The organism is Leptospira noumeaensis (assembly GCF_004770765.1).
Taxonomy (GTDB): Bacteria; Spirochaetota; Leptospiria; order Leptospirales; family Leptospiraceae; genus Leptospira_A; species Leptospira_A noumeaensis.
In genome coordinates this window covers 209709-236640 of sequence record NZ_RQFK01000007.1, presented here as the reverse complement: position 1 = coordinate 236640, position 26932 = coordinate 209709, and the positions used below count along the sequence as shown (strand labels likewise).

Annotated in this window: 26 protein-coding genes; 8 read left to right on the top strand and 18 right to left on the bottom strand. The window is 40.5% G+C overall.

Annotated features, from left to right (window positions below):
* Positions 1-103 precede the first annotated feature (103 nt).
* The 4 genes from flaA1 to EHQ24_RS01160 form a co-directional block, all read right to left on the bottom strand.
* Entirely contained in the window at positions 104-1090 is a 987-nt protein-coding gene (gene flaA1, locus EHQ24_RS01175) for a flagellar filament outer layer protein FlaA1 (protein ID WP_135599879.1), read from the bottom strand.
* Positions 1091-1106: 16 nt separating this feature from the next.
* Complete coding sequence (flaA2, locus tag EHQ24_RS01170) at positions 1107-1823, bottom strand: flagellar filament outer layer protein FlaA2 (RefSeq protein WP_135578610.1); 717 nt, start codon at positions 1821-1823, stop codon at positions 1107-1109.
* A gap of 11 nt (positions 1824-1834) precedes the next feature.
* Positions 1835-2071, bottom strand: coding sequence for a DNA-binding protein (locus EHQ24_RS01165; RefSeq protein WP_002975368.1), 237 nt, complete (start codon positions 2069-2071; stop codon positions 1835-1837).
* A gap of 153 nt (positions 2072-2224) precedes the next feature.
* Positions 2225-2695, bottom strand: a complete 471-nt coding sequence (locus EHQ24_RS01160; RefSeq protein ID WP_135599878.1) for a cyclic nucleotide-binding domain-containing protein — start codon at positions 2693-2695, stop codon at positions 2225-2227.
* 187 nt (positions 2696-2882) lie between these two features.
* Here EHQ24_RS01160 and EHQ24_RS01155 point away from each other — a divergent pair, with 187 nt between their 5' ends.
* Positions 2883-3503, top strand: coding sequence for a response regulator transcription factor (locus tag EHQ24_RS01155; RefSeq protein ID WP_135599877.1), 621 nt, complete (start codon positions 2883-2885; stop codon positions 3501-3503).
* Here the strand turns inward: EHQ24_RS01155 and EHQ24_RS01150 are convergent.
* Positions 3500-5917: a hybrid sensor histidine kinase/response regulator gene (locus tag EHQ24_RS01150; RefSeq protein ID WP_135599876.1), complete on the bottom strand. Its 2418-nt coding sequence runs from the start codon at positions 5915-5917 to the stop codon at positions 3500-3502. The two genes, EHQ24_RS01155 and EHQ24_RS01150, sit on opposite strands and share 4 nt — an antisense overlap.
* A gap of 167 nt (positions 5918-6084) precedes the next feature.
* Between EHQ24_RS01150 and EHQ24_RS01145 the strand changes: the two genes are divergently transcribed.
* The 3 genes from EHQ24_RS01145 to groL all read left to right on the top strand — a co-directional run bounded on the left by EHQ24_RS01145 (position 6085) and on the right by groL (position 9768).
* Complete coding sequence (locus EHQ24_RS01145) at positions 6085-7668, top strand: helicase HerA-like domain-containing protein (RefSeq protein WP_135599875.1); 1584 nt, start codon at positions 6085-6087, stop codon at positions 7666-7668.
* Positions 7669-7805: 137 nt separating this feature from the next.
* Positions 7806-8096 carry a co-chaperone GroES gene (gene groES, locus EHQ24_RS01140; RefSeq protein ID WP_004784852.1) on the top strand — a complete coding sequence of 97 codons (291 nt, stop codon included), beginning with the start codon at positions 7806-7808 and terminating at the stop codon, positions 8094-8096.
* 22 nt (positions 8097-8118) lie between these two features.
* A complete protein-coding gene (gene groL / locus EHQ24_RS01135; RefSeq protein ID WP_135599874.1) occupies positions 8119-9768 on the top strand; it encodes a chaperonin GroEL in 1650 nt (549 codons plus the stop codon).
* A gap of 88 nt (positions 9769-9856) precedes the next feature.
* On the opposite strand, the gene EHQ24_RS01130 is transcribed toward groL, so the two are convergent.
* From EHQ24_RS01130 to EHQ24_RS01105, 6 genes are all read right to left on the bottom strand, one after another.
* A complete protein-coding gene (locus tag EHQ24_RS01130) occupies positions 9857-11782 on the bottom strand; it encodes a PP2C family protein-serine/threonine phosphatase (protein WP_135599873.1) in 1926 nt (641 codons plus the stop codon).
* Complete coding sequence (locus EHQ24_RS01125) at positions 11764-12096, bottom strand: peptide chain release factor family protein (protein ID WP_244310251.1); 333 nt, start codon at positions 12094-12096, stop codon at positions 11764-11766. The genes EHQ24_RS01130 and EHQ24_RS01125 overlap by 19 nt, the downstream gene beginning before the upstream one ends.
* A 103-nt stretch (positions 12097-12199) precedes the next feature.
* Complete coding sequence (locus tag EHQ24_RS01120; protein WP_135599871.1) at positions 12200-12895, bottom strand: hypothetical protein; 696 nt, start codon at positions 12893-12895, stop codon at positions 12200-12202.
* Positions 12896-12942: 47 nt separating this feature from the next.
* Complete coding sequence (locus EHQ24_RS01115; protein WP_135599870.1) at positions 12943-13995, bottom strand: Mrp/NBP35 family ATP-binding protein; 1053 nt, start codon at positions 13993-13995, stop codon at positions 12943-12945.
* Positions 13996-14005: 10 nt separating this feature from the next.
* Complete coding sequence (locus tag EHQ24_RS01110; protein ID WP_135599869.1) at positions 14006-14869, bottom strand: metallophosphoesterase family protein; 864 nt, start codon at positions 14867-14869, stop codon at positions 14006-14008.
* The gene (locus tag EHQ24_RS01105) at positions 14866-15108 is read right to left on the bottom strand and encodes a biotin/lipoyl-containing protein (RefSeq protein ID WP_135599868.1); all 243 of its coding nucleotides are present in this window, start codon (positions 15106-15108) and stop codon (positions 14866-14868) included. The genes EHQ24_RS01110 and EHQ24_RS01105 overlap by 4 nt, the downstream gene beginning before the upstream one ends.
* An 88-nt stretch (positions 15109-15196) precedes the next feature.
* On the opposite strand from EHQ24_RS01105, the gene EHQ24_RS01100 reads away from it, so the two are divergent.
* Positions 15197-16033: a hypothetical protein gene (locus tag EHQ24_RS01100; RefSeq protein ID WP_135599867.1), complete on the top strand. Its 837-nt coding sequence runs from the start codon at positions 15197-15199 to the stop codon at positions 16031-16033.
* The gene (locus EHQ24_RS01095; RefSeq protein WP_135599866.1) at positions 16030-17892 is read left to right on the top strand and encodes a bifunctional chorismate-binding protein/class IV aminotransferase; all 1863 of its coding nucleotides are present in this window, start codon (positions 16030-16032) and stop codon (positions 17890-17892) included. The genes EHQ24_RS01100 and EHQ24_RS01095 overlap by 4 nt, the downstream gene beginning before the upstream one ends.
* Positions 17893-17945: 53 nt before the next feature.
* On the opposite strand, the gene hslU is transcribed toward EHQ24_RS01095, so the two are convergent.
* From hslU to xerD, 4 genes are read right to left on the bottom strand one after another with little or no spacing between them, the layout of a single operon-like run.
* Entirely contained in the window at positions 17946-19364 is a 1419-nt protein-coding gene (gene hslU, locus EHQ24_RS01090; RefSeq protein ID WP_135599865.1) for an ATP-dependent protease ATPase subunit HslU, read from the bottom strand.
* Between the two features lies 1 nt (position 19365).
* The gene (gene hslV / locus EHQ24_RS01085) at positions 19366-19899 is read right to left on the bottom strand and encodes an ATP-dependent protease subunit HslV (protein WP_135599864.1); all 534 of its coding nucleotides are present in this window, start codon (positions 19897-19899) and stop codon (positions 19366-19368) included.
* A 46-nt stretch (positions 19900-19945) separates the two neighbouring features.
* Positions 19946-20377, bottom strand: a complete 432-nt coding sequence (locus tag EHQ24_RS01080) for an ATP-binding protein (RefSeq protein WP_135599863.1) — start codon at positions 20375-20377, stop codon at positions 19946-19948.
* On the bottom strand, positions 20377-21285 hold the full coding sequence (xerD, locus tag EHQ24_RS01075; RefSeq protein ID WP_135599862.1) for a site-specific tyrosine recombinase XerD: 909 nt from the start codon (positions 21283-21285) through the stop codon (positions 20377-20379). The genes EHQ24_RS01080 and xerD overlap by 1 nt, the downstream gene beginning before the upstream one ends.
* Positions 21286-21382: 97 nt before the next feature.
* On the opposite strand from xerD, the gene EHQ24_RS01070 reads away from it, so the two are divergent.
* Positions 21383-21904, top strand: coding sequence for a tetratricopeptide repeat protein (locus EHQ24_RS01070; RefSeq protein ID WP_135599861.1), 522 nt, complete (start codon positions 21383-21385; stop codon positions 21902-21904).
* Positions 21905-21964: 60 nt separating this feature from the next.
* Positions 21965-22906: a thioredoxin-disulfide reductase gene (trxB, locus tag EHQ24_RS01065; RefSeq protein WP_135599860.1), complete on the top strand. Its 942-nt coding sequence runs from the start codon at positions 21965-21967 to the stop codon at positions 22904-22906.
* Here trxB and EHQ24_RS01060 read toward each other — a convergent pair.
* From EHQ24_RS01060 to ilvB, 3 genes are all read right to left on the bottom strand, one after another.
* Entirely contained in the window at positions 22903-24654 is a 1752-nt protein-coding gene (locus EHQ24_RS01060; protein ID WP_135599859.1) for a peptidase MA family protein, read from the bottom strand. The genes trxB and EHQ24_RS01060 overlap by 4 nt on opposite strands.
* Positions 24655-24727: 73 nt before the next feature.
* Positions 24728-25216: an acetolactate synthase small subunit gene (gene ilvN, locus EHQ24_RS01055; RefSeq protein ID WP_135599858.1), complete on the bottom strand. Its 489-nt coding sequence runs from the start codon at positions 25214-25216 to the stop codon at positions 24728-24730.
* Positions 25213-26919, bottom strand: a complete 1707-nt coding sequence (gene ilvB / locus EHQ24_RS01050) for a biosynthetic-type acetolactate synthase large subunit (protein ID WP_135599857.1) — start codon at positions 26917-26919, stop codon at positions 25213-25215. The genes ilvN and ilvB overlap by 4 nt, the downstream gene beginning before the upstream one ends.
* Between the last annotated feature and the right edge of the window lie 13 nt (positions 26920-26932).

Below are 26932 nucleotides of genomic sequence, written 5' to 3'. Positions count from 1 at the left end.
GTTCATTTTCCAGGTCCGTTCGATTCTGTAAAGCCAAAAAACCCAGCCGATTGGCTGGGTTTTCCTGGTTCCCCGAGGAACCTTCCTTTAGTGAGTGAGGATTCTATTTGTTTTGCGAAGAACCGTTACTTCCACCACAATCGCGGATTTTCGCACCTGTGGAGATCGCTCCGGACTTCTGAAGCATTTGCTCCATCTTAACTTTGTTTTTACAATCTTCTTCATCAAAGTCTAAGTTTGCCCCATCAAAGTGAACTTCGAAAGTATCAGCAAGCACACGGAGTTCATCAAAGAAAAGGTAAACGGCCTCAGGTCCAGTGTTGAGTCTGGAACGGATTTTGAACTGTTTGAAGATTAGGTTCCTTGTCGCAGGGAAGGCATTTGCTTCTTGCGGGATTCCTGGAGGGATTGTGATATGAAGCGGTCTCCAACCCACAAAGTCCAAGGATCCAAAAGGGAAAATATGGCTATTGCCATTGTAGTCTTCCAACCAACCTTCTAAATCGTATTCGTTACCACGACCTAGAACCCAAACAGAAATGGCTTTTACGTTTCCAGGAGTTTCAATCCCATAAACTTTTTCCAACTTCTTTTTGTTGTCAGCATCGATATATGGTCTTGCACGTGTGAGTTCATATTCTGGAGCACGTGGTGGACGAACTGTAACTACGTTGTTTCCTGGAAAAGTAAATTGGAATTTTACAGCCAATACTTTTGCATTCCCAGCATCCACGTTTTTTACGTCGCCTGGTTTGCCAGGAACTAGTTTTACTTCTCTCAGCACAAGAGGAGACTTCACAGGGTCATTGAGAACTGGAGAATATTTATTGTTCTCATCGTATTTCATATCACCTGTGCCGTCTTTGTTCACACCATCTTTGTCAGTGAATACTTCCCATCCATAAGGCGCGGAAGCAACGGGAGAGTCCCAAGATTCGATCGTAATGGCTTTGAGTTCCATAGCACCAATATCATTTCCAATTGGCGTTGCTACACCATTGGATACTTTGTATTGTGCCTGTGCAAAACCAATCAGTGCGATGGACGTTAGGGCCACTAAAGTTAGGATTTTTGTTTTATTGTTTTCCATTGTTCCTTTCTCCCGCTTACCAGTTGTCCTTAATTTCAGATCCAGGGTATTTCGCTTCGGATCTGTCGGTTCTCACTTGAAGGTCATCTACATAAAAGTAAAAGTCCCCTGCTACTTCGTGAACATCAGATGTCACAAAAAGAGAAACGAAATGAAGGTTTTTATCTAAAAGTGCAAATCTTGTACTTTGTGGAATAAATCCTGGAATGGTTGCCGTAAGTTTTCTCCATCCGAAGAAATCCAAACGACCCAAACGGATATTATGTGTTACGTCTTTATAATCTCTAAATTTTGCAAAAAGAGTATGTCTAAACTTTCTACCAAGAACCCAAACAGAGATTTGTCTTACTTTCCCTTTGATGATGTATTCATGTGGAGGATAAAGTTCCACACGATCCAAACCTTTAGCAGCAAAATGTGTTTTGACTCCTAAAATATGGTTCTTTTCGAGTTTATCACCGCCATCTTCTGGAACAGTTTTTTCATCGAATACATCTTTGATTAACCCGCGTTGAACGAGTTTCAAAGTTCTTGTTTCTCCGAGTGGAGTGGTAGCTTTGACTCTCCAATCCTCAGCCTCTTCAAAATCATCTAAAACGATTTTTCTAAGAGGGCTATCCTCATCATTTGCAGTGTTGGCTGTATTTTGTCCGCCAGTATCTGCCTGTGCGTACAACATTCCTATTGAAAGGAAGAGGCCTAACAACAGTTTGGTCAATCCTAATTTCCCCATGAAACTCACTCCTAAAAGGCTCCTAACTCCGGGTCTTTCGTATTCTCATTATCGGATATCCGGCTTTTAAATTGATTCAAGATTTCGATCATTCGATCGATCCCTTCTGCCGGAAGAAAGATCGAGGATTTTTTGCTATTCGACCATTCCGATACTTTCAGGTAGAATCCCGCCTGGTTCTTCTTCAAATCCACCAAGAAAGTCTTATTTTGCGTTACGATCTTCTCGGTTAGGATTTCGGGGTCCACCATGCATTCCTTCTCCCTGCCTACGTAAATAGTATCGGATTCCGAAACCCATTCCTTAGCTGTAATAAGAAGAAACTGAGGAATGGAAAAGGTTTTTTCGAAAGGGGTCGATAAAAAATCCTAAATTGTTTGAATTTTGTCTTTTTTCGTCTTTTACGCGAATCGTTTCCGAAGTTCCCGGGCATACGCCAAATCGTGGGTCAACTTTCGGAGTCTGCGGATGTAATAATGGGTCACTTCCTTATAAAATTTGAGCTCCATTTCTTTGTTTTTGGAAAACATATCATGCAAATCAGAATAGCGAAGTTCGTATAATTCAGAATTTTCTTTGGCTTCTACTTTCGCAGAGCGTTTTTCATCATCAAAAAAAGGCAATTCCCCAAAGTGATCCCCTTCTCCGAGAGTGATGAGGTTCACATCGTCTCCGTGACTAGTGGCAGTGGAAATTTGTAACGTTCCATACTTAACGATGAACATGGACTCGGCTTCCTCGCCAATATCATACAAAACATTCCGAGGAGGAAGGTGGACTTCCCGGATCTTTTCAGCAATGTGTAACAGTTCGTCTTGGTTTAACTTTTGGAAGAGATATATTTTTTTGAGACTCTCTACTTTAGTATTCATTCATACTCCTAGGATTTCTCTGAAAATGGGGGAAATTCGCGAATTTGCAAGAGAAAATTAAGTGGATCGAACCACGAATTTTTATGGACAAATGGAACGGAATAGTACTAATATTTTCAATTCTCCTCGTCTACTAGGGGGAAACGCTAGGGACAAAATGTTCCTGGTTCCAGAAAAAGGGAAATTTATGACACCTAAAAAGAAGGTATTACTTGTGGAAGACCATGCCGTGACTCGAGTCGGGGTCAAACACGTCGTGAACTCTTCAGCCGATTTTGAAGTTGTGGGAGAAGCAGAACATTCCTCTCAAATTGTAGCCCTCTTAAGTGAAACAAGGCCTGACTTTGTCCTTCTTGATTTGCGAATTCCGGGCGAAAACGTGCTCAATATGGTGAAGGATTGGAAAAAAGAACATCCAAACCTCAAAGTGGTCACTCTTACCATGCTCGATGAACAGCCGATTGTTCATTCTGCGATTGAAGCCGGTGTGGACGGATACTTATTAAAAAGTGATGATCTAAGCAGCCTCACCAAAAATTTAAATGAGATTGCTTCGGGTAAAACGGTTTATTCCAAAAATTTAAAACTCAGTTTCAACCGCAAACCCCAAGATGGGAAAGTCGCCAATAAAAAGGAAAAACAAATTTTGACCCTTCTTGGCCACGGGAAAACCTACCAAGAAATTGGAACCGAGATTGGTCTCTCCAAAAGAACTGTGGAATACCACGTGGGTCGTTTGAAAGATCGTTTTAATGCAAAAACCGTAGCAGAACTCATCGGCCGAGCCAAAGAACAAATGTTAATCTAGGTTTCTAGATCTAACAGTCGTTTCACTAGTTCCACCAACTTTATATCAGGGGATGTTTTTGTTAAAAAAGCATCTCCACCGATTTCAATCACTGTGGCTTCCAATTTGTAACCCGTATTGGGATCGGTATGAGAACTAGAAACCAAAATGGAACGAATTTCCTCCATTTCGGAATTGGAATACAAATCACGTAGGAAATCCACACCTGTTCTTTCTGGCATGGAAAAATCCACAATGATCAGATCCGGTTTCAAACGGCCGACAGAAAGAAGGGCATGATCGGGATACTCTTCTTCCCAAAGGATACACGGTAGGTCTTTTAGGACTTTACGAATTTGTTTTCTATAACCTGGATTGTCATCCAATACCAAGACAATTTTCTCAAAGTTAGGCAATAAAAACTCAACCGAACTTCCTTTCTCTTCTTCGGAACGGACTTTGAGTTCAGCACCGTGTCTTTCGGCCACCTCTTTACAAAAAGCAAGGCCAACCCCTGCTCCCATCTCATCAGCTGTTCCCTTTCGAACAAAAAGAAAACCCTCTTCCAAAATATGTTCCGCCCAATAAGAAGACATTCCGATTCCGGTATCGACCACTCTCAGACTCCAATGTTTGTCTTTCTCAGAGAGAGAAATTTCGACAGTCCCGGATTCTTTAGTGAATTTGACTGCATTGGTTAGGAGGTTCCAAATCAAATGTTCAATTAGATTCGGATCCCCAATTCCAATAGAAGATTCTTCGATATGGGTGATGATGGATATATTTTTGGGTTTTGCCATTTCCTGAACTCGTTCGATGAGTTGGTCAGTGATTTGGCGGAAATCAAAAAGTTGGTAATCAGGAAATACGGAGGCATTTTGGAACCTTGAGTATTTGATCAGTTCCTCAACCATACTGAGAATGTTTTTGAGTCCTGTGGAGGCTTCACCAAGCACTTGTTTGGCTCTTTCCGGAGAGAGAGAGGGAGGAGATTCTGTTAGTAAATTGAATACAGATGAGATTCCAAAGAGTGGAGAACGAATGTCGTGCGAAACGATGGAGATGAATTTATCTTTCAGTTCCCCTGTTTTTTCCGCTTTTTCTTTTTCTTTCCTGAGTTCGATGGTTTTCCATTCCACTTCTTTTCGTAAATTGAGTGTTAGATACTCTGCTGTTTCCCAAGTATGTGCGTTTTGTTTGGAAATCACGATGGCAAGACACATACAAAAAATAGCAAAAGCAAGTTCTGTTAACATGGGCAAATCCCAACGTTTGAAAAATACAACAGAATCGTAGATGGTTGCGGAAAGAATCACAACGGTTCCAAACAAAATGATACTTCCGATGTATCTGGTTTCTCTCTGAAAACAGGAACGAAAGGCTGCAACCATGGCAATCACAAGTATGAAAGCCATATAAGCTTGGCTAAAAATCAAAAGTTTAGTATACACAGCGTACGGTGTGGTGGCGATGACTAAAAACTCGAGTAAAATCGGAACAAGAAGATACCTTTTATATTTATCTGGAAAAAAGTTTGTTTGGTTTTGAAAGAAAAACAGAAGACTAAAAACTTGAATCCCACAAAAGGCAATGTATTCCAATCGAATCTGAAACATCTCGAGCCAATCGGAAGCAACAAACCAATCCCTTGACACTCGATCAAAAAGTAAAATACGAATGAGCCAAGAAATACAAAGTAAAGAAAACCAAAGAGGTGATTTGTCCTTTCTTCGGTGGATAAACAAAAACAAATGAGAAATGGCAAGGACAAGGAAAGTGGCAAAGAAAAATGCTTTTTTTCTTTCTTTAAACCGTAAATACAAAACAGTTTTCCCCACTTCACCTAACACGGGCGAATAATATGGGCCACCACGGGAATAGAGATAGTTAGAAATTTGTAAGTATATGACTGTGGAAGGTGTTGCACGAAAAGACCTTCCTGTTTCTAAAAAATAACCAACAGAGCCCTCTTTGGTTTTGGAAACTTTTCCTGCTGAGCCAAGGAGTACAAGACCTCTTTCTACATTATGGTAATAAGCCCTGTATGCTGAAGAAGTTTCCCTAAGATAAAACATTAAATTGATGTGGTCTTTGACCTTTAACTTCAAACGGTAAGTGACAAACCCATGGGCTGGAAGGTTTTGGTTCACCCAATAGGCAGGTATGGCGAGCCTTGTAGGTTCTTTTTGATCGAGAGCCTTAAATTCCTCTTCAGTTTCCGGAAGTTCTCCAGGGAAGGCATCCCACTCACCTGCAAGTGGAAAAGGATCCAAAGTTTTTGGATCTTCTTCAGAAAGATCGAGGATTCCTCCGACAATGGTTTTCGCTGGTGCCAAAGAAGGAATGGTGCGATTGCATTGGAAAAAAACGGTAAAGAGAAGGAGGAACAAAATAGATCGAAATAAAGAGGAAATCGAGAAACGTGCCACATCCAAACCTTAGTAGGAATTTCCAAAAACTCAATTCATATTAGTACGTGTACGAAAAAATTATTCTTTTTGTCAAGATTTTATGGATCTAAAAGTCCATCACAAGTCCCACCCTAGAAAACATTGACGAAGGATTCAAAACCAAATGCAGTAGACGATTTAAGAGGGCAGGCATGGCTAAAAAATCAGATGTATTTGTTTCAAAAATTAAGGAAGGATACCCCACCCAAGGATCTTTGTATCTTGGTTCCGGAGTCTTTGATGGAGAAACATTTAAGGAAGCTTCCGTTTCCATCCCCCTTTCCACTCTCAACCGGCATGGACTGATTGCAGGTGCCACAGGAACCGGTAAAACCAAAACCTTACAACTTCTTACCGAAGCGCTATCAGAAGCAGGTGTTCCCGTAGTCCTCATGGACATCAAAGGAGACCTTTCAGGACTGGCAGAGTCTGGCGAAGAAAATGATAAAATCAAAGAAAGAACGAAAGCCCTCGGCATCGATTGGAAACCTTCTTCTTACCCTGTAGAATTTTTGTCTCTCTCCAAAGAACCGGGAGTGCGCCTACGGGCAACGATTGCGGAGTTTGGGCCGGTGCTTATCTCTCGAATTTTAGAATTGAATGATACACAAAGCAGCGTGGTCTCTCTCGTTTTTAAATACTGTGATGATTTAGGTCTTCCCATCCTGGATACAAAAGATTTTAAAAAAGCACTTCAGTACATCAATGATGCGGGCAAAGAAGAACTAGAAAAAGAATACGGAACGGTTTCTTCTCAAAGTATCTCCATCATTTTACGTAAACTCATCGAACTGGAAGGCCAAGGCGGAGAAGATTTTTTTGGAGAACCATCTTTTGATGTGAATGATCTTTTGCAGACAGAATCAAAAAAAGGAAGTGTGTCCATCATTCGTCTGACAGACATCCAAACCAAACCTCGCCTCTTCTCTACTTTTATGTTGTCTCTCCTCACAGAAATTTATGCGACCTTTCCAGAAGAAGGAGATTTAGAAAAACCAAAACTTGTTTTATTCATTGATGAGGCCCATTTGGTTTTTGATGAAGCTTCGAATGATTTACTGAAACAACTGGAAACCATGGTGCGACTCATTCGTTCGAAAGGTGTAGGCATTATCTTTTGTACCCAATCTCCCACAGACCTACCTAAAGAAATTTTGGGTCAACTTGGTCTTAAAATCCAACATGCACTCCGCGCTTTTACAGCAAATGACCGCAAAGCGATCAAAACTGCTTCTGAAAATTATCCCGAAACAGAATTTTATGATACCAAGGAAGTCATTACCACACTGGGAATTGGTGAGGCTTTTATCACCGCTCTTAGTCCCAAAGGAACACCGACTCCCCTCGTTCATACTTTACTGGCACCACCCGCTTCTCGGATGGGGACTTTGAAACCTGACGAGCTGGCTGCAAAAATCAAAAAATCGGATTTAGTCAAAAAATACGAAACCACACTCGATCGGGAAAGTGCTCACGAAATGCTTTCTAAAAAAATGGAAACCATCGCCGACGAAACTGAGACCGCCGAAGAAGAGTCAGGTGAGAAAAAAACCAAAAACAAACGCACCAAAGAAAAAGAAGATCCTAGTTTTGTAGAGACCCTATCCAAAAATCCACTCGCCCGGGAAGTGGGCCGAACGGTTGCCAAAGAGGTCACAAGGGGGATCCTCGGAATGCTCGGGGTCACTCCCAAAAAAGGTTCTAAACGCAAAAAAACCGGCCTTTTCGGGTTCTAATTCGCAATTAGCACTCTTTGGCCTAAAGTGCTTGACAAATCCTAAGCCGAATCATTTGATGGTACCAGAGTTTAGCACTCTTTTCGAATTGTTGCTAAACTCGGAATCATTAGTAGATTGCATACAAGGAGTTACTCATGGCATCAATCAAACCTTTAGGCGACCGAGTGGTCGTAGAGCCAAAGAATGAGTCGGAAGAAAAAATCGGATCCATCATCGTACCGGACACCGCGAAAGAAAAACCACAAGAAGGGAAAGTCATCGCAGTGGGACAAGGCCGTTATGAAGACGGAAAACTCGTTCCTTTAGAAGTAAAGGTTGGAGATACAGTTCTCTACGGAAAGTATTCCGGAACTGAAATCAAACAAGGCGGACGTGATTTACTCATCATCCGTGAAAGCGACATCCTCGGTGTTGTTACAAACTAATCATAGAAGGAAATAATCAATCATGGCTAAAACAATTGAATTTGATGAAACAGCTCGTAGAAAACTTCTTAGTGGAGTGAACAAACTTGCTAACGCAGTAAAAGTAACTCTTGGACCAAAAGGTCGTAACGTAGTCATCGACAAAAAATTCGGAGCACCTACCATCACTAAAGACGGTGTAACTGTTGCGAAAGAAATCGAACTAGAAGACGCAATCGAAAACATGGGCGCGCAAATGGTGAAGGAAGTTTCTACAAAAACTAACGACATCGCCGGTGACGGAACAACAACTGCAACCATCCTTGCACAAGCCATCATCAATGAAGGTTTGAAAAACGTTACTGCGGGTGCAAACCCAATGGCTCTCAAACACGGAATTGATAAAGCGGTTCTTTCTGCTGTAGAAGAAATCAAAAAACACGCTATCAAAATCAATAGCAAAGCAGAATACGCAAACGTTGCCACCATCTCTGCAAACAATGATCCTGAAATCGGTAACCTAATTGCTCAAGCTTTTGACAAAGTAGGTAAAGAAGGTGTGATCACTGTTGATGAAGCTAAATCAATTGAAACCACTCTTGATATCGTAGAGGGTATGCAATTTGATCGTGGATACGTTTCACCTTATATGGTAACTGATCCAGAAGCAATGATCGCAACTTTTAACGATCCATTCATCTTAATTTACGACAAAAAAATTGCGTCTATGAAAGACCTTCTCCCTGTGCTTGAAAAAATTGCACAAGCGGGAAGACCACTCGTCATCATCGCAGAAGAAGTAGAAGGCGAAGCTCTTGCTACTATCGTAGTAAACACTCTTCGTAAAACCATCCAATGTGTGGCTGTAAAAGCTCCTGGTTTTGGTGATAGAAGAAAAGCAATGCTCGAAGACATTGCCATCCTTACTGGTGGACAAGTGATTTCTGAAGACCTCGGAATGAAATTGGAAAACGCTGATGTGAAGATGCTTGGTCGTGCGAAAAAAGTGGTAGTGGACAAAGAAAACACAACCATCATCGAAGGTGCTGGTGCTTCTAAAGACATCCAAGGCCGAGTCAACCAAATCAAAAAACAAATCGAAGATACTACATCTGATTACGATCGTGAAAAACTCCAAGAACGCCTTGCAAAACTTGCTGGTGGTGTTGCGGTAATCCACGTTGGTGCAGCTACTGAAGTAGAAATGAAAGAGAAAAAAGCTCGTGTAGAAGATGCTCTTTCTGCAACTCGTGCGGCTGTGGAAGAAGGAATTGTTCCTGGTGGTGGACTCACACTTCTTCGTGCACAAGATGCGGTAAAAGCTCTTAAACTCAGTGGTGACGAACAAACAGGTGCGAACATCATCTTACGTGCATTAGAAGAACCTATTCGTATGATCACTTCCAATGCTGGTCTTGAAGGATCAGTCATTGTGGAACAAGCTCGTGCCCGTAAAGGAAACGAAGGATTCAACGCACTCACTATGGTTTGGGAAGACCTAATTAAAGCTGGTGTGGTTGACCCTGCAAAAGTGGTTCGTTCTGCTCTTCAAAACGCAGCGTCCATTGGAGCAATGATCCTCACTACAGAAGTAACCATCACTGACAAACCAGAACCTAAAGATGCTGTAGGTGCTGGAATGGGCGGTATGGGAGGAATGGGTGGTATGGGAGGAATGGGCGGCATGATGTAAATCATCCCCTATTCTCTCTTTGGTTTGTTTGGACAAAATACAAACGACCAAAACCACAAAAGCCTTGGACTTACCATCCAAGGCTTTTTTATGCCTTCACATGTAAATGGATGATGGTGATGTCATCGTGTGGTGCTCCCGATAGGCCAGTAAAGTAATGAAAATTTTCCAGAATATTTCCCATAGGATCTAATGATTGTTTGGCGATGGTATCAAGAAAGGATTTTGCTAGTCGTTTTTCGCCATATTCCAACCTGTCTCCATTTTCTTCCTCGGTCAGTCCATCTGTATAAAACAAAAACTGGTCTCCTTTTTTGAAAGGATACTCCTCTTCTCCATAAGTGAGCCCAGGTAAAATCCCAAGTGGTTTTCCTTTGGGTTTGATTTCGACAAGTTCTTTTGATTCGGCTTTCCAATGGAAAAAAGAGGGATGGCCTGCACTCGATACCATAAATTTCTGAGATTCCAAATCGATATGAAAGTAGGTAGCAGTTGTGAAACGCCCAAAAGATTTTTTCACCAAATCCTCGTTCATCGCAGAGAGTAAAAACGAAGGGTTTGACCAATGTTTGTAGTGTTGGAAAAAAGCAAACTTCGAAAGAGAAGCGATGATGGAAGCACCGAGGCCATGCCCTACAACATCAGCAATCAAGATTCCAAATTTCCTTCCACCTAACGCTTGAAAATCATAAAAATCACCCCCTACTTCATGGGATGGTTGGTAATAAACATTGATGTCCATGGGTTCCCAACGAGGTGGTGAAGGAGGAAGGATGGCACTTTGGATTCTAGCCGCTGTTACAATTTCTTTTTGTAAAGTACCAAATTTGATCTCAGAATTTCGAAATAAATTTTCGCCGTAAAGAGTCAGGCAAATCACAAAGATAAAAAATCCCCAATGAGAAGAACGCGGAACCGAATCTAAAATTCCGAGAGAGGAAAGAATGTCATGTGCATTCAGGATAAAAAGGGCCGAGGCACCAATCACAAGTAAGATGGCCTTTGGTTTTTTGGCAACCACTTGACCCCAAGCAACAATGATTTGAATGATAAGTGTTGGCAAACACAACCAAATAAAAGTAACAATCCCCACAGACATGGAAATTGTTTCTGTAAATGCTAAACTCAAAATAACAATGGAAAACAAAATATGGAACTGCCATAACATCCGAATGACATTCCACCTTCCCGCCCCCACCAATTGATCGAAAAAGTATAAACAACTAATCGGAATTAGAAACAGAGTAGATATAAAAATAATAAAACTAGGTAAGATCGAATCATAATAAAACAATCCGAAAAACCCAGACTGTGATAAAAAATGAATCCCCGAAATAGAAGAAAACCAAGTAAAGGCAAGAAGTTGTTTTTTCCTTCTTCTTTCAAAAAGATAAAAAGAAAAAAGCCCTAAAATCAAAAATAAAAATCCAAGTGAGGCGAAAGATTGAGTCCTGTTGGCAATGGCTTTATGGTGATTTGTTGGATCTCCATACAAAGGAGGTTCCGAAAAACCCAAAGGCAAAATCCCATCGGAAAAAAATACGATGTAAATATGATTTCCCAAACATTCCTTAGGTAGATGTATAATGGGTATAAAACTTCGGTTGTAGACGATCACATCTTGAAAAGAGGAAGGTTCCATAGTGGAATTACGAAAGAACTGTGTTTGTAATTTGGTTTCCCCGCAATAAGCATCAAAAAAAGTAACAAGACCACGAAAGAGTAGAGATGGTTCGGAATAACCAATGGGATCTCGAAAACGAATTCGAGCGGAAAGATATTTGTGATTGGGTTTTTCCAAACTCACATAAGGGATATGGTATGGTTGGTAACCTAAGGAAAGGTCTTCGATGGCCGGTTGGAAATAAGATAACTCCTCTTCAGAAAGAAATCGGTATTCCCAACCATGAGACCACTTAACAGACTTATACGGTAATAGAGAATCAAAACATGAGGTAAAACAAAACAAAGGTAGGAGAATCAAAAAAAATGTTTTTACATAGGTTCGTTCCATTCTGTTTTTTCTTTCTCCAATTTCTTCTTTATGGACTTACGATGTTTGTCCTGTTTTTTCTTTCGAAGTTTTTGGACAAATGCATCCGATTCAGCTTGGTTCCACTTTCGTTCCAGCTCTAAACACAACAAGTCTCTCGCCTTATAACGATTGAGACCTTGAGTTCTATAGACGGAACATTTGATTTGTTTCCCTGTGGGGATATGTACCAAATGCACCGCAGTGGAAACTTTATTAACGTTTTGTCCGCCTTTGCCGCCGGACTTAATGAATCGTTCGCTTAGGTCTTTTTCAGAAATTCCTAGTACTTCCATCCGTTTCTGTAGTGATGTGTTTTTTTCAACAGAAACCGGAAAGGATAAGGGCATTTACATTAGGCCTTAGACAAATTTGGTCAAGAAATTTTTTTACTAAAATTTAAGAAGGAGAGGAAGATTCAATTTCTAAAATACGTTTTCGTAAGTCAGAAGCTGTTTCATAATTTTCGATTTGAATGGCGTTAAACTTTTGAATGTACAATCCCACGAGTTCATCTCCCATCTTTCCTGGCACAGACAATGCTTTTTTAAAATTATCAATGTCAAGAGTCGGATGGTTGTTATGGAAATAGTCAACGATACGTTCCATCTTGAGCCTAGTAGCTTCACGAGCAATTCCAGAAGTGTTACGAAATTCGAGAGATAAACTTGCTAATGTTTCTAATGGTTCGCTTACTTGTTCCAAATGTTCTGTTAGGCTAGTGGTTTGTGTTTTCTTTTCTTTGGCCTTACAAAACTCAACATACCGCATAACCATGGAGTTGAATTGTTCCATTCTTTCTTGGATGTATTGGTTTGCTAGTTCCTTGTTGTCCGGCATTTGAAAGTCTGGGAGTTGTACTACATCATAAAGATGGATATTGTCCGCGAGGATTTTCATCAGTTCCTCTTTGGAAGGCAAACCTACAGGAGGAAAGGTAACCACCGGGTAATTGTCCCCAATTTTTAAGAAACTAACAACCACATTGGAAGCTATGATTTTGCCACCGGGCGCAATCGGATTTTCTCCGAATACATGGCAGTATGCGATTAAGTTACCGGTAGGGTTTGGTTTGGAACCGCGTTCAAAATTCATAGTGTATCCTTTAGACTAAAAAAAGCGGAAGAAGAAACAAGTGATTTTTAATCTTCCCACGCAGCGATTTGGTCTTCCAAATTTTTTGCAATGCGGAAATATGCTTCTTTTAAAGGAGATTCTTTTGCGTCAAGCAGGGCAGGTTTTCCCGACTCGCCAGAACTCATCACATCTAGGGTCAAAGGAACCGATCCAAGTTCAGGAACACCCACTTGTTTCGAGAGTTTTTCCCCTCCTCCTTTGGAAAAAACATCTGTTACATGGCCACATTTCGGGCATGCAAACCCAGACATATTTTCTACAACTCCAAGGATTGGTACTTTTACCTGTTTGAACATGGCGGCAGCACGACCTGCATCAAGGACTGCTACTTCTTGCGGAGTTGTCACAATGACTGCCCCATCCAAATCAATGAGTTGGGCAAGAGAGAGTTGGACATCTCCCGTTCCTGGTGGTAAGTCGATGAAAAGATAATCTAACTCTCCCCAGACCACATCATATAAAAACTGTTCAATGGCCTTTCCAAGCATGGGTCCACGCCATACAACGGGTTGGTCTTCTGTTACAAGAAAGGAAAAAGATATGAGTTTGATTCCGTGTTTTTCGATGGGATAAATTTTATCTTCTTCAGACTTGAGTGCCACACGGCCATTGATTCCAAACATCTTTCCAAGTGATGGTCCATAGATATCAGCATCAAGGATTCCCACCTTCTTTCCGTTCAACGCCAGTGTGGAGGCTAAATTTGCAGTAACCGTTGATTTTCCCACCCCACCTTTTCCAGATCCCACAGCAATCACCTTTTTAACACCGATGATGCGATTGCCATCTTCCATCTTTAGGTTTTGGTCTACTTCAAATTTAATTTTGACCTTACCGGCACCATCAATTTTGGAGATGAGCTGTCTTGTTTGTGCTTCCAGTCCAATTTGTAATCGTCTATCATTGTTTGGAGTTTTGATGAGAATCTCTATCCCGTCATCAGTGGGTGTGACTGATGCCACCATTCCCAAACTTACGATGTCTTTTTTTAACTCAGGATGTTTCACCTGCATGAGTTGTCTTTGGATGGTTGTTAAATCTACTTTTGCATTAGCCATAATTTGTCCTTTAAATGACACCTTCCGATTCTTCATAAAAAATCGGATTTGTCTCGATGAATTGATCTTCTGAATAAATGAAACGACGGTATTGGATTGGCTTCCCAACCTCTATGATATGAAATCCACATTCATGACTTCTATCGGATAACCTTGTACTCGATGCCGAATTGACTATCGGAAACGGAGCTCGCACTCCAGGAAGTTTGACCCAATTGGTATGAGTATGCCCATGTAAATAGAGTTGTGGTGGATTGGCTTTTAGTTTGTCGATGACTTCCGCACGGTTTAACATACGGTGCCCTCTGGATTCAATTTCTGATTTTGGATTCCAAAGAGGGTGATGACAAACTAAAATATAAGGTTCTTCTATGGATTGAACCGTTTTTGTGATCACCTCAGGTGCCACATAACCGTTGGCAGTGATTCGTGGGATGGCAAAATTGGAATCCCAACCAATAAAAACTTTTCCTGCAATTTTTTTAGAACGAATGTATAAATTTGGATCTAAGGAAGTTCCCATCCACTCACTAAATGTTTTTTCAAATAAGGGATTTGGGCCGATGGCTCGTTTTTGGTAACGGTCATGGTTTCCGGGAATTAAGAACGTTTTGTCCGTAAGTAAAGGTTTTAAAATTTCCTTAGCATTTTCAAACTCACCTGGGTGAGAAACATTTGTTAAATCACCAGAAATAACGAGAGCATCATATTCTAATTTACTAATGGCTTCAACCATAGCAGAAATTAGTACAAGCGGGTGTTTTGATTTACGTCTCAACCTGTAGCTAAGATAACCGACAATGGCTTTTCCACGAAGAGAAAACAAAGATAGTTTCTTCGGGAAATGTAAGTCGGAAATGTGAAGGATTTTCATTCGTTAATATCCATAATTCCGAGGATATCTCCTTTTTTCACTACAGATCCTTCTTGAATTATGATTTTTTTTAAGGTTCCCGAATGAGGAGACTCTACGGGAAAAGCTGCTTTGTCCGTCACAAGTTCGATCATTTCGTCCCCTTTTGACACGGAATCACCTACCTTTAGGAGCCAACGAACCAATTCGATCTTTTCTGTATCACCCAAATCTGGAGTTTTTAAAAGGAATTCTTTCATGGACACAATCCTTTGTCACGGGAAATGAAAACTGGTTTACAAAACCCTGTTTTCCCGTTTTTTTAACATAAAAGTTTAGCGAACCTCAATGGCAAACGAGAAAATCAAATACAAAGGCACCGAAATCATCGAAAACTTGGATCTGCTGATTCAAAAGGATTATTTCCATTTTGAACTCCGAGGACTCACCAAGTCAACAAGGGACATCGTCAATGAAGTGGTTCAAGGAATCTTAAACCGAGTGGGGGCAAACCCGCTGACTTCATTTCATTTGTTTAGCGGTCTTATGGAAGCCCTCTTAAATGCAGTAAAAGCAAACACGCGTTTTGTGATCTTTCAGGATGAACTTTTGAATAAACTCACAGCGCAGGGACAAACTCCAGAAGAAGAAGCAGAAGAGTTACTCGACATTATTTTAGAAACAGAACCACTTCGTGATGCCATGCAACGATATATCGTTCCTGACAAAATCAAAAAAGTGGTTCAAAAAATTCTAACTTTGTCTGACAAAAAAAAATCGAAAAAACACAATCTCACAATCGATGAAAAAGATTTTTTAACCATCGTTAGAGAAAAAGTTAAAAAGTATAATCTCAAAATTTCTATGAAAATTGAAATTAGACCGGCCTCTGTTTATATCAGGATTAGAAATGATTCCCCGATCATGGGCATGGATTTAAGCCGGATTCGCAAAAGTAGAGAACGACATGCCGAACTTGCCAAACAAGGAAATTCTGCTGAGTTTTTTCGTCCGGACTTTTTGGATGAAAAAGAAAGCGCTGGGTTTGGGATTGCAATGATTGACGAAGGTTTTTATAACTTAGGGCTTGATCCACTCGAATGTTTTGATATCCAAACCAGTAAAAAAACCACAACGGTTTACCTCAACTATCCTCTAGAAGCCCTCCAAAAGATGGAGTTTTGATACAGACAAATCTAGTAACATGGGAATCTTTCGAGGAAGAATACCGAAATACCGGTGGATTTCTCTTCGAAGATTCTCTTTCCATACCAGGTTATACAATTTGTGATTGGTATTTTGAACTACACGAAGAAGTTCAAATCTTCTATTCAAAAAAAGAAAACCTATCAGAATCCATTACAAACAACTTATCCAAGTTAGATGAGTTTAGAAAAGAAGGATACTTCCCTTGCGGAGCCTTGTTTTTTGAATTGGGATATTTTTTTATCGAAGGATTGGATTTGGATTCTTCTGGGCTCGAAGAAGGAACTCCCCTACTCCACTACACTATCTATAAACAAAAAAAAAGAATTCAATACCCAAACCCAAATCATACACAAAGAGATCAATCCGCCAAACAAAACATTGATATCCTTTGGACAAAAGATACTTACAAAGCAAAATGGGAAAAAACAAAAGATGCTTTACTCTTGGGTGAAAGTTATGAATTGAATTTATGTTTTCCCATATCCCTATCAGTTGAAGGTGATTTGTTTTCCTATTACCAATCATTAAAATCAAAACAAAAAACGAAATACTCTGCCTTTTACCCTTTTAAAGACAAAAGGATTTTATCTTTTTCCCCTGAATTATTTTTTGAAGTAAAGGGAGAAAATATCCAAACAGAACCAATGAAGGGAACGATCCTTCGCGGAACCACATCCAAACAAGACGAAGAAAATAAAAACACACTACTATCTTCAGCCAAAGAAAGAGCTGAAAATGTAATGATTACGGATCTTTATCGAAACGATTTGGGAAGGATCGCCAAACAAGGAACAGTCCAGGTCACAGATCTTTTTTTAATCAAAGGTTTGGAAACGGTTTGGCAAATGGTTTCCAAAGTCGAAGCCAAACTAAAAGATCCCTTCCAATGGTTCCCCATCCTCAAAGCCTTATTTCCTTCTGGATCTGTGATTGGAGCTCCCAAACGTAGGTCTTTTGAACTTTTACGTGAATTTGAAGGGTATAATAGAGGACTTTATACGGGTGCTCTATTCGTATCAGAGATGTTAGATGGTCTTCCATGGATAAGATCCAGCGTTACCATTAGAACAATCGATTTTAGAAACGAAAAAAATATTTGGATAGGAAATTACGGAGTCGGAAGTGGAATCACTGTCCTCTCTGATGCGGAAGCAGAATATGAAGAATGCCTGGCCAAATTAAAATTCATCTCCAACCCCAACCTACCTCCATTCGAAATTTTAGAAACAATGCGATTCGGTCATGGGAAGTATTTTTTAAAAGATCTGCATTTGGAACGAATGGAAGAAACGGCAATTCGTATGGGTTTCCCTTTCTCCAAAGAGAAAGCGGAAGCAAGTTTAAATTTGGATCACAACCCTTCTTTAAATGAAGATGTTTTTCGTATCCGTTTTTTACTGAATGAAAGGGGCGAATTCCGATTGGAAAGTTTCCCTTTCACAAAACCAAAAATTCGTCAAAGAATCCGGCTAGGAATTGCTAGTTGGCCCGTGGATTCCAATGACTTGTTTTTATACCACAAAACAACAAACAGATCTTTTTATTTAAAAATGTTAGAAGAATGTAAAGCCAAATCCATTGATGATTGTGTTTTGTTTGATCGAGATGGGCGGATCTTAGAAACCAACATTCGAAATCTATTTTTGAAAAAAGGAAAGTTTTGGTTTACTCCAACTCTGGAAACCGGAGGCCTACCCGGTGTGTTCCGAGAAGCACTTCTCCGAAAGGGATGGGTCAAAGAAACTGAACTTTTTCAATCGGATTTGATAGATGCAGACGAGATCCTTGTGGGAAATTCCCTTCGCGGTTTTGAAAGAGTGGAACTAATTCTTTAGGAATGGATTAAACGAAACAGGTAAAATTTTCTTCTACCTGTTTCCATACTCGATTACAGAATGAACCGGCTCAAGTCCTTATCTTCAATGATTCCTTTGAGTTTAGATGACACATAACCTTCGTTAATGACCACTTGTTTTTGATCCTCTGGAAGGTCAGGTGCATCAAAACTAGTGTCTTCCAAAAGTTTTTCCATAATGGTATTCAGTCTTCTTGCCCCAATGTTTTCATTTTTTTCATTCATTTGGAAGGCTAGTTTTGCAATCTCACTAATTCCATCTTTTGTGTATTCGATCTTTACTCCTTCTGTGGCAAGAAGGGCTTCATATTGTTTGGTGAGAGAAGACTTGGGAGTGGTAAGGATTTTTACAAAATCAGATTCTGTGAGTGTTTCCAACTCCACACGAATGGGAAAACGTCCTTGGAGTTCCGGGATGAGATCCGATGGTTTTGTCATATGAAAGGCACCAGCAGCAATAAAAAGGATATGATCTGTTTTGATGGGCCCAATCTTTGTATTTACTGTGGATCCTTCCACAATCGGAAGTAAGTCCCTTTGGACTCCTTCGCGAGACACATCTGCCCCTTGCCTTCCTTCACGACCGGCAATTTTATCAATTTCATCTAAAAAGATAATTCCCATCTCTTCGACACGCCTGACGGCTTCCGATTGGATTTTGTCTGCATCGATGAGTTTTTCTGCTTCCGATTCAGTGAGAAGTTTCCTTGCATCCGAAACTTTTACCTTTCGTTTCCCGGATTTTTTTGGCATCAAATCACCCAGTAAACTTTGTAATTGGTTGTCCATATCTTCCATATTCCCTGCACCAAACACTTGCAACATGGGCATTCCCGTTGGTGCCGAAGGTTTTGGAATATCAATTTCAATTTCTTGTTCGTTAAGAAGTCCTTTCCGAAGTTTTTCTCTAAACTTTTCTCTGGATTCTTGATAACTAACGAATCGTTCTTTTTCTTCTGGATTTAGATCTGCTTCTTTTTTATGGAAGATGGGAGGTAAAATCGCATCGAGGACAATTTCTTCGGCTTTTTCAATGGCTTTGTCTTTCACATGGTCACGAAATTCGGCTTTCACCAAATTTAAGGCACCCATGGCCAAATCACGAATCATGGATTCTACGTCTCGGCCTACATAACCCACTTCAGTATATTTAGTTGCTTCTACTTTTAAAAAAGGAGCGCCACATAACTTAGAAAGACGACGTGCAATTTCGGTTTTCCCTACACCTGTTGGCCCAATCATAATGATATTTTTTGGATAAATTTCTTCTCGGAGTGACTCGTCGAGTTTACGACGTCTGGAACGATTGCGAAGGGCTACAGCAACAGCTCGTTTGGCTTTGGTTTGACCAATGATATGTTCATCCAATTTTTCTACAATTTGACGAGGTGTTAACTCCTCTGGTTGATTTCCTGAACCGATAACTTCAGCAAGAATGGTTGGATATGTCATTTTATAATTCCTCAATCACCAAATTATGGTTAGTGTATATGCAGATATCTGCTGTGATTTGCATTGCTTTTGTTATAATATCTTTCGGGTCCATATCTGTGTTTTGGACAAGGGCACGAGCTGCAGAAAGTGCAAAATTCCCACCAGAACCAATGGCAAGCACTCCATCATCCGGCGAGATGACGTCCCCCGTTCCTGAAATTAAAAAAGATTCATTGGCATCACAAACAATCAGGAGGGCTTCAAGCCTTCGTAACATCCGGTCCATCCTCCATTCACGAGCTAGTTCCACTGCTGCACGAGACACAGATCCACCATGTTCGATTAATTTTTTTTCAAAAAGTTCAAAGAGTGTGAATGCATCGGCAGCACTTCCTGCAAACCCAGCGATCACCTTACCGTTGTAAAGTCTTCTGACTTTTCTGGCGGTATGTTTCATCACGGTATTCCCCATGGACACCTGACCGTCACCGCCTACAGCAATTTTACCGTTTTTACGAACCGAAAGGATGGTCGTTGCATGAATTGTTTCCATAAGGATAAAATTCCAAAATGGTGAGTGTTGTCGAGAAAAATGGAGGTTACTTTCTTTTGATGAGAACCATTTGGTTCCCCACTTCAAATGATTGGTCGAGAAAATAATAATCGGTGAGTTCTTTAATCATAAAAAGTCCAATCCCATGTTCGCGGTAATCGCTCAGATCAAAACTGCGAAGGTCTTTTGGTTCGACTTTTTTCCCATAGTCCCTAAGTTTGATTTCGACTCTGTCCTTATCAAATTGCATTTCAATAAAAATGGGTTTGTTTGGTTGGCCTGAATAAGCATGGCGAATGATATTCACAATGGCTTCCCCGATCACCAGTTTTAAATCCATGGAATCAAAAAGGGAAAATCCGTGTTCTAAACAAAGATTAAAAAAGTAGTTACGAGTGTGAGAAACAAAACGGGGGTTGGATGGAATTTGGATACGGACTACTTTACTGTAGTCCGTGGGTTTATTTTGGTTCGACATTATCCTCTAGGATGGAATTTCTTATGAACTTCCTTCAGAGTTTTATTTGCCATATGAGTGTAAATTTGAGTCGTCGAAATATCGATATGACCCAAAAGTTCCTGTACCGATTTGAGGTCTGCATGGTTCTCAAGTAGGTGAGTAGCAAATGAGTGGCGAAGAGTGTGTGGTGTTACTTTTTTCTTAATTTTTGTACGTTTGATGTAGTGGTTTAAAAGGCGCCATACCGACTTACGATTGATATACGATCCTTTTTTTGATACAAAAACAAATTCACAAGTTCTTTTTTTCAAAATTTCTGTGCGGCTTTCCACAAGATATTTTTTCAAAATCTCCAAAGACTTCTCACCAAAAGGAACTAGACGTTGGCGTCCTCCTTTTCCTTCTACAGTGATCGTCATGTTTTCCATGTCGATATCGGTCATCTTTAGGTTACATGCTTCAGAAATACGAAGGCCAGAAGAGTAAAGAAGTTCAAAGATACATTTATCACGAAGTTCGTACAAATTGTCCTCTTTGATATTACGAAAGAGTTCATCAATTTCGCTTTGCGTTAAATAATCAGGAATGGTTCTTGCAACTTCAGGAGTTTCAATTTTTTCGGTTGGGTTGGAATCTAACCTTTTTTCATCGCGAAGATACTTATAAAACTGCCTGATGGCGACCACTTCGCGAGCCAGTGTTTTTGCGGAGATTTTACGTTCTCTTTCTTCTTCTAGAAAACGCATAATGTCGTTTGCTTTTACTTCTAAAAAGTTGATATGTTCCTTTTCCAAGAAGATCGCGAACTTGTTAAGATCGTATCCGTAGGAATATATCGAATTATCGCTCAGTCCTTTTTCTACGGACAGGTACTCTTGGAATGTTTGTAAAAGCTGATTTTGAGAAACTGGCAATTTGGAACCCATCTTTACTCTCTTATGTTACTTAAAGAGTCGGACAAAAAGCTTAAAGAGACTTATTATTTTTTTTGCCACAAATGGCTATGTCAGGAAAAAAGGAGATGTGGTTCATAGAAACTCCCTTATTTTTTTACTCACGTTTGCCGCAGTGTTAGTCGTTAATTGCGGCCGAAAGGAAAGATCCCTTTTTGAAGAGGGAAAAAAATGGGAAATGGTAGGAGAAAAAACCAAGGCCCTCTACTACTACGAACTTTCACTCCGTGAAAATCCCGACTACGATCCTGTGCTTAAAAGGATGGGACTCCTGCTTGCAGAAAGCAACCAATCCATTGCCACAGCCATTTTTTATTTGGAAAAGTATCATAAACAGAAGAAGGACGACACGGAAGTACAACGTGAACTCTTCCGACTCTATCTTACCACAGGATACGAAAAAGAAGCGCTGGAAATTTTAGAAGAAATCCGGTTCCAAGGGAAAAAAGAAACTTTGGAGTTTTTCGAAACCACCTACCTTTGCCTTACCAGAGGATTCAAACAGAAGGACTACCTACTGACCTTAGAAAAAAGCCCGCTTTCCGGGGACCCATACTACGCACCTTGGGTTCGAGCTTGCGAAACAAAATAGACAGGAAACCGGGAAATCCCGTCTAAACAATAAAGAACAAGATACAGAATAGGAGAAATTATGAACCATAAAGTTGTCATCATCGGATCAGGTCCAGCAGGACATACAGCGGCCATCTACGCAGCCAGAGCCAATCTAAACCCGGTGATGTATGAAGGATTTATGGCAGGTGGTGTGGCCGCCGGTGGGCAACTCACAACCACGACGGAAGTGGAAAACTTTCCTGGTTTCCCAGAAGGAATCGACGGAACCAAACTCACCCAACTCTTTCGAGAACAATCTGTAAAATACGGAACCACCATCCACACCCAAACCATCACCAAAGTGGATTTTTCCAAACGCCCTTTTACCATTTGGTCTGACGACGAAGAAATCAAAGCGGAATCCGTGATCATTGCCACAGGTGCCACTGCCAAACGAATGCACGTCCCGGGAGAAGAAACTTTCTGGCAACGCGGGATCTCCGCTTGTGCCGTTTGTGACGGCGCCCTCCCTATTTACCGAAACAAAGCACTTGCTGTTGTGGGAGGGGGTGACTCGGCCGTAGAAGAAGCAAACCATCTCACAAAGTTTGCGTCCAAAGTGTACTTAGTCGTGCGACGTGACCAACTCCGTGCTTCCCAAATCATGCAAAAACGTGCCATGGAACATCCGAAAATTGAAATCCTTTGGAACCAAACCGTTGTGGAAGCCAAAGGTGGAGCGGGCGGACTTACATCCATTGTCCTCGAAAACACAAAAGACAAATCAAAAAAAGATTTAGAGGTGGGTGGACTTTTTTATGCGATTGGACATGTTCCCAATACAGAAGTATTTAAAGGCCAATTGGATTTAGATGAAACAGGTTATATCATCACAAAACCAGGAACTACACAAACCAATGTGGAAGGTGTGTTCGCGGCAGGTGATGTTCAGGACAAAGTGTACCGCCAAGCAATTACTGCCGCAGGTAGTGGTTGTATGTCGGCACTTGAAGCAGAACGTTGGTTAGAAGGTCACTAAGGAGTGACCTGTTTTCCATTTGTGTCCAAATAAGATTTTGATTCCAAATTAAAAAATATCACCGAATCTCCCTTCGGTGATATGTATTGTTTTTTCCCATCTTCCCATTCAATGAGAGTAAAACCGGATCCCCGAAATAGAATTTGGTTTCCTGGAAATACATTGGCTTCCCATGAATCTCCATACCAGCGGTAGTTCCCTTTTTTCCAAAGATAAAAATAGCTGGAATTTGGTCCGAGAAAGTCTCCTTCTAATTTTCCGGAATAAGATTCCACGTTTGCTGGAAAGATTTTTTGTAAGTTCGGTAACTCCGCATACGATTTAATTTCCAAAGCCGATTCAGGGAGGGAAAAACCTTTATCTAAAAACATTTTTAATTCCAGTGGAAATTTAGAATTCATGACAGTATACCCAGCTAACTGGAGTTTTTTGCCATCTTTCAAAATATTATCTTTTTCTTTTTCAAAACGAGACAAACTATCCTTTAAAATTTGGTCGGGAGAAACACCAGTGGCGTTTTGTAAGGCCAGGGCCGGTGCTGTGCCCACACAGGTTTCTTTTTGGTAAGATAGAATGGCCTCTTTTCCATAAGTTTCATGGATGTGTTTGATAAGGAGTGGTCCAATGGAATAAGGAAGTAAATCTCTATATTTCGCATCTAACAATGCTTTGAAGGTTTTCGGAACTTTATTTTCTCGAATCAACTTCTCTGCATCATTATAGATATGGAATTGTTTTCTTTCGTAAAATTTTGCTTCCAAATAATTAGCAAGACCTTCCTCAAACCAAGGATCTAAAATATCAGTTTGTGGAAATTTTCCTGTTTCTGTTTGGATTTTTAAGCAAGAGATTTGTTCTAAATTATGAATGGCTTCATGGTAAAACACTCCGAAGTGAAAACGCCTAAGTGCATCGGAATCAAACTCTGGATTTCCTGTGGTTTGTGGCATTTTTTCCCCACAACACATAGTGATAGAATCTCTTCCACCAAACCCACCTTCTTCCGATCCACCAGGAATATCAGCCCCAATGTATTTTTTGATATCCTCATACTCATCAAATAACAAAACAGGAACTTTCCCTCGATTTTCTAAAGAAAATTCGGATTTCGCGTATTGTAGAAAAGGTTTCATTTTGAAATTGCCACCAAACGCGCGTACATACTCAGACCATTTTTCCGATCCATAAAGTATATAGTTTCCGAATTCTAATTTGGGTTTCCCATATTTTGTTTCATCAACAAGAAGATAGTTTTCAAAATTTAATGGTTTTTGATAGATGAAGTCATATTCTTTTCTATGAACCATCCAATACTTTGTGATTTTTGTTAGGTCGGGATAATTCCATACAAGTGTCGGTGAACATCCGTTACAAGATCCTGGGGAAGAAATAAATCCAACACCAGAGGGAAAATCTAATTTAAATGTTCCATTGGCCCATTCGATATAAACACTTCCATCGGCACGTTTCCATTGGTAATGGTTTTTCGCCCATTGGTAGACCTCTCCCCCATCCGGACCATTGTAGTATCCAGGGGCAGGTTCTAAAAATCCTAACTTTAGATCTTCTAGTTTGGGTTCTTGAAGACGTTCGACAGAAAGATAGGAAGTGGGAGCGGTTTCCCCAAAATCAAAATACAAAACATCGGAACCCTGCCCTCTTTTGAGAGGAACAGCGGTACGTTCCGAATCAGAATAGATAACAGTCGTTAGAAGAGATAAAATAAGGAATAAAAATATCCGAACCATAGTAGTGTTTTTCCGTAACTTTTCAGTGAAACGGGGACTACAGTCTCCTCAAATTTAGGCTCTGTCAAGTGGATTAAACGGAGTTTTGATTCCTATAAGCAATGGCAATCTGACCTGTGCGAGAAATTTCACGAATCCCAAATGGTTTGATTACAGAAATGACATTGGAAACTTGTCTTGAATTTCCAGAGAATTCAATGAGGAGGGAATCTTCTGTCATTTCTAAAATTTTAACATCAAATCCATTACAAATGGTCAGAGCTTCACTTCGATTAGATTCAGTAATCGAAAAGGAAACCAAAACAAGTTCCCTTTGTACAGAACTTGCATAAGCCATATCTTGGACTTTTAATACGTCCGGTAATTTCAGGAGTTGGTTTTTCACCTGGCCTACAATAAAATCATCCCCATTCAGAACGATTGTCATCGAAGACACATCAGCATTGTCAGTCACACCAACAGCAATCGAATCAATATTGTATCCGCGACGGGTGAAAAGTCCAGAAACATGGCTCATCACACCTGGGTGGTTATTTACTAAAATACTTAGAGTGTGTTTCATTTTTTTAATTTCCCCAAGTCTTTGAATTCGATTAGGTCTTGTTGTGATTTTCCTGCAGGTATCATCGGGAAAACTTTTTCTTCCGCAGGGATCATCACTTCAATGAGAGCTGATCCATTGTCTTTTAGGAAAAAATCCACACCCTTATCAATTTCTGATTTGTGTTCGATTCGCATGGCTGGAATTCCATAAGCATCTGCTAGTTTCACAAAGTTAGGATTGTAAGTCCACTGGGACTCACTAAACCTTTCTTCATAAAACAGTTCCTGCCATTGGCGAACCATTCCAAGAAAGTTATTATTAAAAAGTAAAATCTTCACACCTAACTTTGATTGTGCGATGGTTGCTAGTTCCTGGATGCACATTTGGAAGGATCCGTCGCCAGTCACACAAATGACCATTTTATCCGGATTTCCAAACTTCGCACCAATGGCTGCCGGGAGTCCATACCCCATAGTGCCAAGGCCCCCTGAAGTTAACCAAGTATTTGGTTTATCAAAAAGATAGTACTGGGCCGCCCACATTTGGTGTTGGCCCACGTCAGTAGAAACAATGGCTTCTCCCTTCGTTTTGGTATACACTCTTTGTAAGAAGTCTTGTGGTTTGATACTGTCTCCACTGTTATCAAAATCGAGTGGATGGTTTTTCTTTAAAGACTGGATGTTTTCAATCCAAGAAGTTCGGTCTCCCCCTTTCACAAAAGGAAGGATTTCACGGATGGCATCTTTTAGATCCCCATGAAGAATATGATCTACATTGATTCGTTTGTTAAACTCAGCGGCATCAATGTCTACATGGGCGCGGATGGCATTGGGTGCAAAATCTTGGTATTTGGCAACTCGGTCATCAAACCTAGCACCTAAATTTAGGATATAATCACACTCTAACACAGCTTTGTTGGCATAAGCGGTTCCGTGCATTCCAAGCATTCCCACTGACAATGGATGAGTTCCAGGAAAAGCACCAAGTCCCATAAGAGTTGTGGTCACTGGTGCATTTGCTTTTTCAGCAAGTGCCTTAATTTCTGCAGAGGCAAAAGAATTGATAGCACCACCACCTACATAAAGTAACGGGCGTTTGGCCCCGTTCAAAACTTCCGCAAATGCTTGTGCATCCCCTTTTACTTTTGGTCTTTCATAATGGTGAGGAGCAATTTTCAGTGCTGATGCTTTTCTAACAGTTGTTTTTTCTAATTGGACATCTTTTGGAAAATCCAAAAGCACAGGTCCTGGTCTTCCACCCATCGCAATTTTAATGGCTTCTTCAAAATGACGAGAAAGATCATCTGCTTTTTTGATGAGTGCATTGTATTTGGTGATAGGGATTGTGATTCCAAAAATATCGGCTTCTTGAAAAGCATCGGTTCCTATGGCATCCGTAGAAACTTGACCGGTGATCGCAAGGATGGGGATGGAATCAAGTTTGGCATCGGTAAGACCAGTGATTAAATTGGTAGCACCAGGTCCTGAGGTTGCGATACAAACACCTAACTTGCCTGTAGAACGAGCATAACCTTCCGCCATATGAACGGCGCCTTGTTCGTGGCGAACGAGGATATGTTTAATTTTTTTACTATGATAGAGTTCGTCGTAGAATGGGAGGATGGCACCACCAGGGTATCCGAAGACGATCTCCACACCCGCTTCTTCCAATAATTCGACCATAAGCCGACCGCCAGTAATTGCTTCGGTTGTAGATGACATACGTTCCCCCCTA

Bases quoted from the DNA above. Each gene is read 5' to 3' on its own strand.
- flaA1 (WP_135599879.1), bottom strand. From the start codon at position 1,090: ATGGAAAACAATAAAACAAAAATCCTAACTTTAGTGGCCCTAACGTCC.
- flaA2 (WP_135578610.1), bottom strand. From the start codon at position 1,823: ATGGGGAAATTAGGATTGACCAAACTGTTGTTAGGCCTCTTCCTTTCA.
- EHQ24_RS01160 (WP_135599878.1), bottom strand. From the start codon at position 2,695: ATGAATACTAAAGTAGAGAGTCTCAAAAAAATATATCTCTTCCAAAAG.
- EHQ24_RS01155 (WP_135599877.1), top strand. From the start codon at position 2,883: ATGACACCTAAAAAGAAGGTATTACTTGTGGAAGACCATGCCGTGACT.
- EHQ24_RS01145 (WP_135599875.1), top strand. From the start codon at position 6,085: ATGGCTAAAAAATCAGATGTATTTGTTTCAAAAATTAAGGAAGGATAC.
- groES (WP_004784852.1), top strand. From the start codon at position 7,806: ATGGCATCAATCAAACCTTTAGGCGACCGAGTGGTCGTAGAGCCAAAG.
- groL (WP_135599874.1), top strand. From the start codon at position 8,119: ATGGCTAAAACAATTGAATTTGATGAAACAGCTCGTAGAAAACTTCTT.
- EHQ24_RS01130 (WP_135599873.1), bottom strand. From the start codon at position 11,782: ATGGAACGAACCTATGTAAAAACATTTTTTTTGATTCTCCTACCTTTG.
- EHQ24_RS01125 (WP_244310251.1), bottom strand. From the start codon at position 12,096: ATGGAAGTACTAGGAATTTCTGAAAAAGACCTAAGCGAACGATTCATT.
- EHQ24_RS01120 (WP_135599871.1), bottom strand. From the start codon at position 12,895: ATGAATTTTGAACGCGGTTCCAAACCAAACCCTACCGGTAACTTAATC.
- EHQ24_RS01115 (WP_135599870.1), bottom strand. From the start codon at position 13,995: ATGGCTAATGCAAAAGTAGATTTAACAACCATCCAAAGACAACTCATG.
- EHQ24_RS01110 (WP_135599869.1), bottom strand. From the start codon at position 14,869: ATGAAAATCCTTCACATTTCCGACTTACATTTCCCGAAGAAACTATCT.
- EHQ24_RS01105 (WP_135599868.1), bottom strand. From the start codon at position 15,108: ATGAAAGAATTCCTTTTAAAAACTCCAGATTTGGGTGATACAGAAAAG.
- EHQ24_RS01100 (WP_135599867.1), top strand. From the start codon at position 15,197: ATGGCAAACGAGAAAATCAAATACAAAGGCACCGAAATCATCGAAAAC.
- hslU (WP_135599865.1), bottom strand. From the start codon at position 19,364: ATGACATATCCAACCATTCTTGCTGAAGTTATCGGTTCAGGAAATCAA.
- hslV (WP_135599864.1), bottom strand. From the start codon at position 19,899: ATGGAAACAATTCATGCAACGACCATCCTTTCGGTTCGTAAAAACGGT.
- EHQ24_RS01080 (WP_135599863.1), bottom strand. From the start codon at position 20,377: ATGTCGAACCAAAATAAACCCACGGACTACAGTAAAGTAGTCCGTATC.
- xerD (WP_135599862.1), bottom strand. From the start codon at position 21,285: ATGGGTTCCAAATTGCCAGTTTCTCAAAATCAGCTTTTACAAACATTC.
- trxB (WP_135599860.1), top strand. From the start codon at position 21,965: ATGAACCATAAAGTTGTCATCATCGGATCAGGTCCAGCAGGACATACA.
- EHQ24_RS01060 (WP_135599859.1), bottom strand. From the start codon at position 24,654: ATGGTTCGGATATTTTTATTCCTTATTTTATCTCTTCTAACGACTGTT.
- ilvN (WP_135599858.1), bottom strand. From the start codon at position 25,216: ATGAAACACACTCTAAGTATTTTAGTAAATAACCACCCAGGTGTGATG.
- ilvB (WP_135599857.1), bottom strand. From the start codon at position 26,919: ATGTCATCTACAACCGAAGCAATTACTGGCGGTCGGCTTATGGTCGAA.